Origin of the sequence: Desulfobacter vibrioformis DSM 8776, from assembly GCF_000745975.1 — a bacterium.
Classification (GTDB): Bacteria; Desulfobacterota; Desulfobacteria; order Desulfobacterales; family Desulfobacteraceae; genus Desulfobacter; species Desulfobacter vibrioformis.
On sequence record NZ_JQKJ01000007.1, the window covers coordinates 28,191 to 41,757 of the forward strand.

General features: G+C 49.4%; 7 protein-coding genes. 5 read left to right on the plus strand and 2 right to left on the minus strand.

Features of this window, described 5'->3' with window-relative positions; translation table 11 throughout:
• Nucleotides 1–26: 26 nt before the first annotated feature.
• From uvrA to Q366_RS20065, 5 genes are all read left to right on the plus strand, one after another.
• Entirely contained in the window at nt 27–2,999 is a 2,973-nt protein-coding gene (gene uvrA, locus Q366_RS05405; RefSeq protein ID WP_051957841.1) for an excinuclease ABC subunit UvrA, read from the plus strand.
• A gap of 831 nt (nt 3,000–3,830) precedes the next feature.
• A complete protein-coding gene (locus Q366_RS05415; RefSeq protein WP_035237078.1) occupies nt 3,831–5,213 on the plus strand; it encodes a glycosyltransferase family 2 protein in 1,383 nt (460 codons plus the stop codon).
• A 223-nt stretch (nt 5,214–5,436) separates the two neighbouring features.
• Entirely contained in the window at nt 5,437–5,832 is a 396-nt protein-coding gene (locus Q366_RS05420; RefSeq protein ID WP_035237080.1) for a response regulator, read from the plus strand.
• A 63-nt stretch (nt 5,833–5,895) separates the two neighbouring features.
• Entirely contained in the window at nt 5,896–6,786 is an 891-nt protein-coding gene (locus Q366_RS05425; RefSeq protein ID WP_051957842.1) for an HDOD domain-containing protein, read from the plus strand.
• Nucleotides 6,767–9,307, plus strand: coding sequence for a hybrid sensor histidine kinase/response regulator (locus Q366_RS20065; RefSeq protein ID WP_169742936.1), 2,541 nt, complete (start codon nt 6,767–6,769; stop codon nt 9,305–9,307). Before Q366_RS05425 ends, Q366_RS20065 begins: the two co-directional genes overlap by 20 nt.
• A 19-nt stretch (nt 9,308–9,326) precedes the next feature.
• Here Q366_RS20065 and Q366_RS20070 read toward each other — a convergent pair whose 3' ends face one another.
• The gene (locus Q366_RS20070) at nt 9,327–11,741 is read right to left on the minus strand and encodes a bacteriohemerythrin (protein ID WP_051957844.1); all 2,415 of its coding nucleotides are present in this window, start codon (nt 11,739–11,741) and stop codon (nt 9,327–9,329) included.
• A 25-nt stretch (nt 11,742–11,766) separates the two neighbouring features.
• Nucleotides 11,767–13,554 (minus strand): methyl-accepting chemotaxis protein, encoded by a 1,788-nt coding sequence (locus Q366_RS05440; protein ID WP_035237083.1) that lies wholly within the window; start codon nt 13,552–13,554, stop codon nt 11,767–11,769.
• Between the last annotated feature and the right edge of the window lie 13 nt (nt 13,555–13,567).

Sequence of the window (13,567 nt, forward strand, 5' to 3'; positions counted from 1 at the left end):
GTAACCCAAAACAAACCTGGTGACCCATGAAGAAAAATACTGCTGCCGCTGTAACCCAGACAGCTGATAATTATGCTGCTGATAGTCTGACACCCCTGCACCCTCTGGAAGATGATTCACCGACCAAGGAACTGGACCGGATCATTGTCCGGGGTGCCAAGGAACACAATCTTAAAAATATTGATGTAGAGATCCCCAAGAAAAAACTGGTGGTGGTGACGGGGGTGTCCGGGTCGGGCAAGTCAAGCCTGGCCTTTGATACCATTTTTGCCGAAGGCCAGCGCCGGTATGTGGAGTCCTTGTCCTCCTATGCCCGGCAGTTCATCGGGCAGATGGAAAAACCGCGCTACGATACCATCCGGGGGCTTTCTCCCACCATTGCCATTGAACAGAAGTCGGCGTCCAAAAATCCCAGATCCACCGTGGGCACCATCACCGAAATTTACGACTACCTGCGGGTGCTCTTTGCCCGGGTGGGGACCCAGTACTGCTGTAAATGCGGGAAAAAGGTGGGCCGGGGCCATGCCCAGGCCATGGTCTCCCAGATTATGGATCTGCCTGACGGTTCCAAGATCCTGATTCTGGCGCCCATTGTGGAAAACCGCAAGGGTGAACACCGGGAGCGACTTGACGATCTCAAGCGCGATGGCTATGCCAGGGTCCGGGTGGACGGGGTGGTCCAGGACCTTGAAAATGTCCAGACCCTGGCCCGCAACAAAAAGCACCACATTGAGGTGGTGGTGGACCGGCTGGTGGTAAAATCCGATGGTGGGTTTGAAAAACGGCTCACCGATTCCGTGGAAGCGGCCCTGAAACTGGGTGCAGGCCAGCTCATTGTCCACATGGTGGGCCGCGAAGACCTGAAAATGAGCGAGGCCCGCTCCTGTTGCGGGATCGCCTATCCCGAACTCATTCCCCAGATTTTTTCCTTTAACTCGCCGCTGGGCATGTGCCCGGACTGCAACGGCATTGGCACCCTTTTGGCCATTGATCCGGATAAGGTGGTGCCGGATACTAATCTATCCATCCGTGAGGGTGCAGTGGTCCCCTGGAAAAATTATTTTATCAAGAACCCGCGGTTCAACAATGAAAATTCCTGGGGCAAGGGCCAGCTTCTGGCCATGGAGGAACAATGGGAAATTAATTTTGATCTGCCCTGGAAAAAACTGCCCAAAAAACACCGGGATCTGCTGCTTTACGGCTCCGGCGATAAACAGATGACCGTAAACTGGAACTCCTCAAAGATCCAGGGCAAATTTTCCCGCACCCACGAAGGCCTGATCCACACCCTGATGCGCCGGTACAGGAACACCCAGTCCGAACACCAGAAAAAGTACTATACTGATTTCATGACCGCGGCCATCTGCCCGTCCTGTAAGGGACGACGGTTGCGGGAGGAGATTCTGCATGTCAGAATCAATGAAAAATCCATTATAGATGTCACTGAGATGACAGTGAAAGAGGCATATAATTTTATCTCTTCGCTGGCGTTGACCGGCAGCAAAAAGCTCATTGCCGCCGAACTGCTCAAGGAGATCCGGGATCGTCTGGGTTTCCTGGTGAACGTGGGCCTGGATTATCTCTCCCTGGACCGGTCCGGTCCCACGCTGTCCGGCGGGGAATCCCAGCGCATCCGCCTGGCTTCCCAGGTGGGGTCTGAACTGACAGGGGTGCTTTATATCCTGGACGAACCCTCCATCGGCCTTCACCAAAGAGACAACATCAAGTTGCTGGCCACACTGAAGCATCTGCGGGACATCGGCAACACCCTGCTCATTGTGGAGCATGACCAGGAAACCATGGAGGCCTCGGACTGGATTGTAGACATGGGGCCGGGTGCCGGCCACCTGGGCGGGGAGATCGTGGCCCAGGGCACACCTGTACAGATTCGGAAAAACCCGGTCTCCCTCACCGGTCAATTTTTAAGCGGACGTGAGACCATTGCCGTGCCAAACCTCCGCCGGACACCCGGTGCCATGGGGAATAAATGGCTCACCATCCACGGGGCATGTGAAAACAACCTGGCCGACATCACAGCCAAAATTCCCGTGGGGCTTTTAACGGCCGTCACCGGCGTGTCCGGGGCCGGTAAATCCACCCTGATCAACCAGATTCTCTACCCGGCCCTGGCGGTAAAACTGCATGGTTCCCAGATGAGTGTGGGAAAACATAAAAAGATCACCGGGCTGTCCCACATCAACAAAGTCATCAACATTGACCAGAAACCCATCGGCCGGACCCCGCGCAGCAATCCCGCCACATATACCAAGCTGTTTGACCCCATCCGGGATCTGTTTGCCATGCTGCCCGAATCCCAGGCCAGGGGATATAAAAAAGGACGGTACTCTTTTAATGTCAAGGGTGGCCGGTGTGAGGCGTGCCAGGGGGACGGATACATCAAGGTGGAAATGCATTTTCTGGCTGATGTGTTTGTACCCTGTGACGTATGCCACGGCAAACGGTTCAACAAGTCCACCCTGGAGATCAAGTATAAGGATCACTCCATTGCCGATGTGCTGGATCTCTCCGTAGTACAGGCCAGGGACCTGTTTGACGCCCATCCCAGGATCACCAGGATTCTGGATACCCTGGTGGATGTGGGGCTCTCTTATATCAAACTGGGCCAGGCCGCCACGACCCTGTCCGGCGGCGAAGCCCAGCGGATCAAACTGGCCCGGGAGCTTGCCAGAAAGGACACCGGCGACACCCTTTATATTCTGGACGAACCCACCACCGGGCTGCACTTCCAGGACATCCGCATGCTGCTGCAGGTGCTCCAGCGTCTTACCCATGCCGGCAACACCGTGGTGATCATTGAGCATAATCTGGATGTGATTAAAACCGCAGACTGGATTATGGATATTGGTCCCGAGGGCGGCAGCGGCGGAGGCCGGATTGTGGCAGCCGGTCCGCCCGAAGATGTGGCTAAAGATCCCGGCAGCTACACCGGTCAATATTTAATCTCCATCCTTAACCCCGGCGGCTATAATCCGGCATGATAAATTACCGCCCTTGGGGCGGGTTGTTAAATTTTAGGTGTTAGGAAATGGAAATTGCTGCACTTTCAAGTTACGATTTTTGCACCTTTTGGGGGTAAAAAATGAAAATTTTGTAACTCATTTTTTATTCACAGAACGCGTCTATTTTGAAATATTTAAAAAAAAACAATGAGTTATATTATTGGCATGCCCTTTGCTGTCTGTTATATACAAAGGACAGGTATGACAAAGGTCACCCAATCCCTACTTCATATCTTCACCTGTCCTTGTCTCTCTATCATCCTCACCCTGTGCCGGAAAAAAATATTCCGCACAGGGCTTCACCATTAAATGGTGACTCAAAAAAGGAAAAGTATTGTGATCGGGCAGGAATTCATATCCTGTCCGTCAAACCGATTCAAATATCAAATGTCCTGGGAATTCTTGATTCCCAGGACATTTGATATTTGTTGTTCAGGTTCGGTTTAAAGGGTGTTGAAATCGATAATGCCTGTTTAATGCAATTTAATAAATTTCCGGTAAGTTAGGAGTTGAAAAAGCCTTTGTTTAGTTGTAATTTCCAAACGACTCAACCCCCAAAAAAACATCACCACAAGAGGTTTTATGTATAGAAGGAATATCAGGTGGTATCGTTACAAATCAAATCAAATCAAATCAATTCAATGAAAACAAACAAATTGAAATTTTCGTTCCCGGAGATGAAATTTTGGTAACCAGGTTGTATCTGAACTTTCATATCGAAATAAATATCTTTGTAATTCAGTGTATTACATTATGGCATGCCCTTTGCTTTGATGCTGATAGATTTTATAGAATAAGGAGATGTAAATTATGGTAACAACCAGACAGATCATCGAAAATAAAAAAAAATTTATCACCCTGGCCTGTATCCTGGCAGTTGTGGTAACGGCCTGCCGGTATGGTGCCGGCGGTTTATCTGCCACCCAATTTCTTAGAGGAATGGCCTGGTGGGGAGATGCATTGATTGTCTCATTTTCCGTTTTTTCCTGCCTGGCCCTGGCAGAGCTGGTATGGAGAATCATCCTGGTACTGAAATACAGGCCCATTCCGGGTGTGTCCGATGATCAGCTGCCGACATGTACGGTCGTAGTACCGGCTTACAATGAAGGCCGCCAAGTATTTGACACCCTTAAAAGTCTTGCTGACAGCGACTATCCCAGGAAAAAAATTCAACTGATTGCCGTGGATGACGGCAGTGCGGATGACACCTGGGAATGGATTAAACAGGCCAAAAGAACACTTGCAGTACCTATCCTGACCATACGCCAGCCCCGGAACCAGGGCAAGCGCCAGGCCCTTTATGACGGGTTTAAGAGAAGCACCGGAAAAGTACTGGTGACCGTGGACAGTGACTCCATGGTGGCGCCTGACACCCTTAGAAATCTGGTGACACCTTTGGCTATAAATCCCGGCATCGGCGCTGTTGCAGGCAATGTCCGCGTACTCAACCAGGCCCAGGGTATTATCCCCAGGATGGTGGACATTGTTTTTGTGTTCAGCTTTGATTTCATGCGTGCCAGCCAGAGCATGGTCCGCACAGTGACCTGCACGCCCGGGGCCCTGTCTGCATACCGCAAATCCGCTGCCATTGGTGTGCTTGATAAATGGCTGAACCAGACTTTCCTTGGCCGGCCAGCCAATATTGGCGAAGACCGCGCATTGACAAACATGATTCTTCGCCAGGGATATGAAGTCGTGTTTCAGCAGAACGCCAAGGTCTTTACCGAGGTACCGGTGGGCTATGCCCAGCTTTGCAAAATGTATTTGAGATGGGCCAGGAGCAATGTGCGTGAGACCATTGCCATGACAACCTTTATCTTTACGCGCTTTCGCCGGGGATCAATGCTTGGGGCGCGGATCAACCTGGTCTCCGACGTGATCAAACTTACCGTGGCCCAGCTTTTTTTCTTGATTTCCTGGGGACTGCTTCTGTGGCACCCGGCCATATTCGGGAGCAAGGCCATTATCGGCATTGTGATGGGTTCCAGCCTGTCCGCCACAATCTACGCCTTGAAATCTGGCAGGTTCTCCTCAATACTGGCATTTATCTATGGGTTTTTCTTTTTTGCCACCCTGACCTGGATCAAACCCTATGCCCTGATCACGCCTCACCACTCCCGCTGGCTGACACGGGCCTGCCCAAAGGTCAAGCCGGATCTTCACCACCAATTGAGCGCCCGGCAGCTGACCTGATCCTTCCTTACGTTCTTTTCGGTACGGCGCACTGTTCCGGTGCTGCCGTACCGTGCTTTTCAACCGGGTCACTTGTGAAGATGCACATGTCTTTTACAGAGGACTGAGATTGTCAGTGTCAATCCCGGTTTAAAAATCATCTTGCCATACGCCTGGAAATCAGCCTATCATTATTCATTTCTAAAAATATGAATTTAAAATCTCTATGGGGTGATAACTACCTATGAATAGAATTCTCATTGTTGATGATGAAGAAATCGGAAAAACCTTAATGGAGGAGATTTTCAGTAAATATGGTTCGTCTATTTCGGTCTCTTCCGGTACCGATGCACTGAATGTCTATCAAAAAGGCATTGAAAAAGGAAAACCCTTTAATTTGGTTTTGCTGGACATCTCGCTTAAAGACATCAGCGGGGTGGATGTCTTAAAAAAAATCAAAAAGATTGATGCCGGGCATACAGGTCAAAAATCAATTGTCATTATGGTTACCGCCCATAGTGAACGAGACATCGTCATCGGTTGCATCAAATCGGGATGCAGGGCCTATTTCATAAAACCGCTGAAGCAGGACGCTGTAGATAAGAAGATGGCCGAACTGGGAATTTGCCCCGTTAAATAAACACCCCGGACAAAATGGCCTCCACCAGTATTATTCTTCAGGGTCATTGATCAGGAATATCAAGTGGAATCATCCTCTTACCACAATACGGCAAAACGATACCTGGATAAATTTACAGGCCTGAAAACGGTTCCCCCTGTTGCCGCCCGTCTGATCAAAATGATTAACGAAGACACCGCCTCTCTTAATGATTTTGAAACGGTCATCCGGGTTGACCCCACCCTGGTATTACGCATTTTAAAGCTGATCAACTCTGCCTACTTTTCCCTGAGAACAAAAATCAATAATATATCTGAAGCAGTGGCCTACATCGGGATGGACAACCTGAGAAATATGATTTTTCTCGACGCAGTGAAAAATCTTTTTTGTAAGGACTCAAATACCATGGAATTTTCCAGAAAAAAACTGTGGGTCCATTGTGCCGTGACAAGCATCTGTTGCCAGATGGTTGCAGAACGCATTTTTGCCCGGAAAGGAGAGGATGGCTTCTTATGCGGTATTCTTCACGATATCGGCCTGATCGTTGAGGATCAGGTGGCCCAGGAAAAGTTCAAAGGGTTTTGTCGCACATTTGACCCGGTAAGCCAAAATCTGACGGATCATGAACGGAAAATCATGGGAACGGATCATACCTTCATCGGTTATCTGCTGGCCCAGCAATGGGGGCTGAAACCGGATCTTTGCCAGGGAATAAAATATCATCACGATGCCCTGAAAGCGGTGAAACCGGACAGCCATGCCGGTATCCTGCAAATCGCGGAGTATCTGGCCTTCAGATCCGGGTATGCAGCATACCCGGAAACACACACAAGGATACAGTCCCCGCCACTTCTTTCCCATATCAAGGAAAATATTATGGGCTATCGTGCCATAATGGATGATCTGCCCCAGGAAATTGAGATGATCAGGGAAATTTATTCCTTTGGGGATGACAATGCAGATGAACTTGTTTGATGATATTTTTCAAGAATCGGACAACGAGCTTAACGCTGGCTTTTTTGCTCTGCTGAACAAATATTTTCCAGCGGACAGATTTGCAATTTTGCTGGACAAAGGCGGATCCCTGGGCCCGTTAGCAGACCGTTTTATGGATAACGGCCTTGCGAACCAGTTGCGGCAGGCCGCTGACAGCGGACGGATTTTAACCGGACCCAACGGGCCTTTGGTGTCGCTGTCCCTAAGAGAAATGAATTCCGTTATTGTATGTGAAATCCCCCGGGACGCTGATCCGGCCACTGCGGTTGCCCTGATCCGGGATATTATCCGCCTGTGCATGGCGCTTCATAAAAAAGAACGCCTCCTGGCAGAAGAAAAGGCACTGCTCCTAGCCCACAAAGAGCAGCGTGACCGAAAAATCAAGGTTCTAGGGAAAAAATACCAGGATATTCTGACCCGGAACCAGACCCAGAGCGCCGAGTACTCCAGACTGCTTCACTCCGAAATCCAGAACCGGACATCTGAACTGGAGCATTCCAACAAAGCGCTGGCCCGGGCCAAGGAACGGGCAGAAGCGGCGAATATTGCCAAGGACCAATTCCTGGCAAATATGAGTCATGAAATACGAACCCCCATGAACGGGGTAATCGGCATGGTTGAAATTCTTCTTGGGACACCCCTTACCCAGGAACAGCGCCACTTTGCCATGCTCATGAAAACCTCGTCCGAAGCGCTTCTCAATATCATTAACGATATCCTGGATTATTCAAAGATCGAAGCAGGAAAACTGGAGATTGAGGAGATTGATTTCAATCTAAGACAGGTAATGGAAGAACTGTCAGATATTATTTCCATCTCTGTATTTGAAAAAAAGCTCTTTTTTGCCACAATATTTGATGCAGATGTGCCGGTGATGTTAAAGGGCGATCCGGTGCGCCTACGCCAGATTATAATGAATTTTTGCGGAAATGCCGTTAAATTTACCCGGCAGGGAGGCGTTGTGATTCAGGTCAGCCTGGAATTAAAGGCCTTGTCCGAAGTGCGGCTGAAATTTTCAGTGACTGACACGGGCATTGGTATCCCAAAGGACCGGATACACGGATTATTCCGCTCTTTTTCCCAGATGGATTCCAGCATGACCCGGCAATACGGCGGCACCGGACTCGGACTGGCCATTTCCAAGCAGCTGACCGAACTGATGGGCGGCCAGATCGGGGTCTTCTCACAGGAGAATAAGGGGTCCACCTTCTGGTGCAAACTGGGATTTAAACAGCAGCCTGACGCCGAACCGAGGCCCGATACGGCTTTGGGGCGGGATATTTTGGTATTGATCGCTGATGCCAACCCGGCTGCCAGGCAGGCTCTGATCGAATATATCAAACCTTTGGAATGCGCTTTCCAGGAAGCTTGCGATATCACCGAGGCCTGCAGCAAAATCTTTTCCGCCCGGCAGTCCGGCACGCCATTCAGCTATGTTTTTTTTGACCAGGATCTTCCCGGAATGCCGTCAACGGATCTGGTTGAGGCCGCAGCGCAGACTTGCGACATTTCAGATACGACGTTTGTGCGTCTGGCGTTTCTCGGGCGTCAAAAACCGCACCACAGCGCGTCTGCCCACACCCGTATCATGAGCCTGAACAAACCCGTAAAGTATGCGGATTTTATTGCCTGCATGTCATTGGCCGATCCCTTAATTGGCATTGAAACCCAGGATCAAGCTCCGGAGCAGGCCCATCTTGATGCTGTCTGGGTAACTTGCCCGTGCCGGGTACTCCTTTCAGAAGACGATGAAATGAACCGCATTGTCGCTGAAAACCTTTTGAAAAGAATGAATCTGACAGATATCCTGGTGGCTGAAAACGGTCAGGAAGCCTTGGATTTATTTAAAGCCGGTCAATTTGATCTGATATTTATGGATGGTCAGATGCCGGTGATGAGCGGCCTGGATGCCACTGTAAAAATTCGGGAGTATGAAAAAGAGCACAACCTTGTGCCGGTACCCATCATCGCCCTGACCGCCCACGCAATGAAGCAAGACCGGGCGTACTTTTTGGCCAGCGGGATGGATGATTACATCACCAAGCCCCTGACGTCCAGGGCCTTGGCAGATGTGATTAAGCGAATTCTGCCGGAAGACTGCTGTAAAAGCAACGCTTACCGGGAGGACGCATCGGTTCAAAAAGACAAAGAAATTGTGGACATGGCCGAACTCAGGGAGATCATGAACGCAAATAAATCCCTGCTGGATAAATGCCTCCGGACATTTAAAAAACAACATGGTCCTGTTCTGACCCGGATTATGGACAGTATTTCTGCCGGCGATGGCCCGGGACTGCAAAAAAGCGCCCACCAGTTAAAGGGTATGTTTAAGTATCTGGCCGCCAAATCTGCCGCAGAAACCGCGTTCCGGCTGGAGCGGATGGGTGCGGACGGAAACATTAAAGATACCCGCCCTTTGATTTTGCAGTTACAGGAAGCATGCAAAAATATCGTGGACCGTCTTGGGAACGTCTCTGACCGGGATGGCTTCAGTTTTTAAATCGCGTTCGGTTTTTTATTCACAGCCCCAGCTTGTCTTTTAAAAATGGGGCATACGCCTTATCTGTTTTCATAATGTGATTTCTCAGCCAGTCCGTAAGAAATTTCATCAAATCCATGGAAAGTGCGGCCCGTCCTTGCTCAAACTCCTTGCTAAACGTCAGAACTTTGGCCACAAGGTCTTTATGTATTTTTTTATGATTCAGGGCATCTGGATATCCATGGGTATCAAACAGCTTTTCTTCATACTCGAAATGATACACCGTATAATTGCCCAAACGCGTCAAGATGGATCCCGCCTCCTGGGTACCCATTTTCATCCTCATGGCCCGGTGAAGTTCATTAACCATGGAAACCAGCTCCCTGTGCTGCTTGTCAACCTCAGGAATGCCAATAGCCAGACGTCTTCCCCAGGGCATGAGGTCATTAATGGCCTCGGGTATTATATCCGGTCCGTTATCCACACCGGCCTCTTCAATCGATACTTTAAAAACACCGATCATATTTCTTAAATTATTAGAAAGGCTGGAAAGTTCCTGGGCGCTTTGCTTCATTCGGACGCTGCGCTGGGTCATCTCTTCGGACACTTCGTTGACCTCTGAAATATCACCGGAAATTTCCGTTGATACCATGGAACTTTTAACGACATTTTCATTGACCTCCCGGATTCCGGACGATGCCTGTTCAATGTTTTCAGCCACTTGGGATGCATAGCCGGACTGTTCTTCTATGGCCTCGGCAATTTCCGAAACAATCCTTGAGACGTCTGAAATAACCTGGGTGATCTGTTCAACCTCCTGAACAGTGGCTTTTGAAGAATTTTGAATCTCCTTAATCCTTTGTTTTATGTCCATGGTTGCGTCAGCTGTTTGGGCGGCCAGACCTTTTATTTCTCCTGCCACCACGGCAAAGCCTTTACCTGCTTCTCCGGCTCTTGCCGCTTCAATTGTGGCATTCAGGGCTAAAAGGTTTGTCTGTTCGGCAATATCAGTGATCACTTCCGTAACCCGTGTGATATCCCTGGCAGAGGTGCCTAATCTGGCAACTTTGCTGGTTGCCGCATTCACCGTTTCTGCGGCAGTTCGGGTTATTATCCTGGCTTTTTCACAGTTTTCAGCCACTTGATTTAAGTTTTGTTTCATCTGTCCTGCAGAATCCGTCACCGATGCCAGATTGCCGGCAGCCTGTTCACTGGCAGCGGCCACGGAGTTCATGCTCTGACTCATTTCTCCGGCGGCAGAGGCCACAGCTTCAGACTTGCCCGTAAGGCTTTCTGAATCTTCCAACATGAATTCTGCAACTGAAAGCAGTTCTTCGGCAGATGCAGAGACCGTCTCCGAATCAATGCCGATATGCACGATTATTTTGTTTAACCTGGCTATAAAAGTATTGACCCACTTTGCCAGCTCTCCTATTTCATCCCGGCTTTGGATGGCAATACGCTGGGTTAAGTCTCCGTCACCCTCGGAGATATCCTTAAGCGCTGCTACGGTTGCATTGATCGGCCGGACAATTCTTGAGGCCATTATCCAGACAACGGCTATGGCAAAGAGGATGATCAAAACAGATATGATAAGATTAAAACGGGTAAGGGCGGTGATGGGTGCGAACATTTCTTCATCATCAGACTGGACAACTGCAATGATATTGATTTTACTTGAATGGGCAAAGGCCTTATGAACCGCTTTTTCATCCACGGTTGCCGCCAGGCATCCATTATTCCCGTTTATGATCTGCCGCCCGTGTTCTGTCTGGGCCAGGTTCAATCTGTTGATCTTGCTTTTATCCGGATGTGCAACGACCATCCCGTTGTTGTTTATCAGATATGCATAGCCTTTTTCTCCGATTTTAACAGGGTCGGTAAATTTTGCTGAAAAGACCTGCAGATCCACCACTGCAAACAAAATTCCATGAACAGCACTTCCAATTTTTATGGGGCTTGAAATAACAAAAATTGGATTCCCCGAGACTTTGCTCTGTAATATGTCTGAAATTTGGGTCTGGCCTGCCATGGCTTGTTTAAAATAATATCTGTCCTTAACATTGATTTTTCCTATGATTGAAGCGGGAGACCCCGAGATAATTTCACCGGTTGAATCAGCAATATTGAGTGCTTCGTAGAACCCATATCTTTGGCGCCATTCTGTAAACAGCTGGTTCGTGTTTTCCCGGGCCGCCTCTCCTTGTGTCCCCGGTTTAAATGTATCCCGGCAAATTTCCATAGTCCGCCATGTCTCAATATCCTTGGTCCGGTCCTCCACCCATGCATCCATTGTTACAACAGTTGATTGGCTGGTTTTGACAAGCTGGCTCATCATATTGTTTTGAAGCGCGCTTTTGGCTTTCGAACTGGATATAAGCGCCAAACCACCTAAACCGGCGATAAGCAGAATAAATACAGGCAGAATAATTTTATGCTTAAAATTAAGTTTCATACTTTCCCTCCCTTCTTTGAAAAGTCTAGGACAATTTGAATTGCGCCATTAATTCACGGAGTCTGGCTGCCAAACCTGACAACTCCTCGGCTGTTGCCTTAACATGAATGCTGCGGTTTGAGATTTCACCTGACGCATGGCTTACGCTGGATATATTCTCAGCCACTTCATCCGCAGCCGTGGCACACTGTCCGACATTTTCAGTCACCTCGGAAATACCAAGGGAAGCCTGGGAGACATTCCGGGCAATCTCTGCCGTGGCCTGGGATTGCTGTTCCACAGCGTCCACAATGGCGTTTACGCTCTGGTTAACCGCATTAATTACACGGATAATCTGTTCAATACCTTCTGTGGTCTCCTGGGTGGAGCCCTGTATCCGCTCAATCTTCCTCCGGATTTCAGTGGTCGCCTCCGCCGTCTGATTGGCCAGCACTTTAATTTCATTGGCCACCACGGCAAATCCCTTGCCCGCTTCCCCGGCCCGGGCCGCTTCAATGGTGGCATTTAAGGCCAGAAGATTGGTCTGCTCGGAGATATCGGTTATGGTTTCGGTTACTTTTCCAATTTCCTGGGCAGCCGATCCCAGTTGCACCACTTTTTCCGACACCTGCCCGGCCTGGGATACGGCAGTCTCAGTGACTTGCCTGGACTGTTCCGTATTTTTCACTATTTCAGTGATGGTTGCCGTCATCTCTTCAGCTGCTGCTGAGACGGAATTAACGTTGCCGGCGGTATTCTCGATGGATACCCTGACATTGGCCATGCCGGTACTCATCTGTTCGGCAGCCGCGGCCACGGATATGGCCAGTTCAGATGCCTCAGTTGATTCGATGGACATGGCCAGGGACGCCTCGGTCAACTGCTCCGAGGAACCGGATAATGTCGCCACCCCTTGATTGATGTCCGCCATCATCCCCCGCAGGTTGCAGATCATGCTGTTCATGGCCCTGGCCAGTTTCCCTGTCTCATCTTCGCACTCAATATCAATGTCATGACTCAAATCTCCTTTGGCCATAACATTGGCAAAATCCACCCCATGTTTTAACCGAACGGTGATGGAACGGGCCACCAGGAAAATCACCATGGCGGCCAGAAGAGTCCCGGCAACGACAAGTGCAAGGGCTTTAAAAATTCTATGCCGGAGTTCTGCATCTGCCTCATCCAGGGACTGAATGACTTCAAAAGCACCATGGATCTCTCCGGTGTTCCAGTTTTCAATGGGACCGCCGGTGGGATCTTTTCCATCATCCCGTCCCCACAGTGTTTTGGACTGCTCTGGATCCCCGTGGCAGATCAGACAGGTCTCAGACAGGCGAATAGGTAAAAAATAACGGACTGAATTGGTATGTGAATCCACCACATAATATTCATCCAAATGCTCCTTTTTAATCTTCTCAAGGGCTGGACCTTCAATTTTTTGGGATTGACCAAAATCAGGGGCGTTTTGTGGATTTCGGGGACTGAATTTAGGAACCCTGAACGTGTAGTCGCCCTGTTCCGCCTTGCGCATGGCCGCCTTCCAGGCCGAAACCACGGGAACGGTTGCCAGAAGTTTATCTATCTGGCCAGAACGGGCGTAGGATGTAATCGTTTCCAAAGGGAAGAGACCCAGGCGCCACTTCTCCTCCATTTCCTGGCGCACGGATTCACAGACCAGGCAAATGGACCTTGCTTTTTCTACATATGCATCAACGGTCTCAACTTTGTCAGAGCGAACATAAAAGAAGAGGAGGACACCGATCAGAAGAATTGTTGTAGCAATACCCACAGTCACAAATTTGATAAAAATTGGCAGATCCAAAATTTTTTTCATTTTCCCCCGGATT

Excerpts from the sequence above, each read along its gene's own strand:
- uvrA (WP_051957841.1), top strand. The coding sequence starts at position 27 with ATGAAGAAAAATACTGCTGCCGCTGTAACCCAGACAGCTGATAATTAT.
- Q366_RS05415 (WP_035237078.1), top strand. The coding sequence starts at position 3,831 with ATGGTAACAACCAGACAGATCATCGAAAATAAAAAAAAATTTATCACC.
- Q366_RS05420 (WP_035237080.1), top strand. The coding sequence starts at position 5,437 with ATGAATAGAATTCTCATTGTTGATGATGAAGAAATCGGAAAAACCTTA.
- Q366_RS20065 (WP_169742936.1), top strand. The coding sequence starts at position 6,767 with ATGCAGATGAACTTGTTTGATGATATTTTTCAAGAATCGGACAACGAG.
- Q366_RS20070 (WP_051957844.1), bottom strand. The coding sequence starts at position 11,741 with ATGAAACTTAATTTTAAGCATAAAATTATTCTGCCTGTATTTATTCTG.
- Q366_RS05440 (WP_035237083.1), bottom strand. The coding sequence starts at position 13,554 with ATGAAAAAAATTTTGGATCTGCCAATTTTTATCAAATTTGTGACTGTG.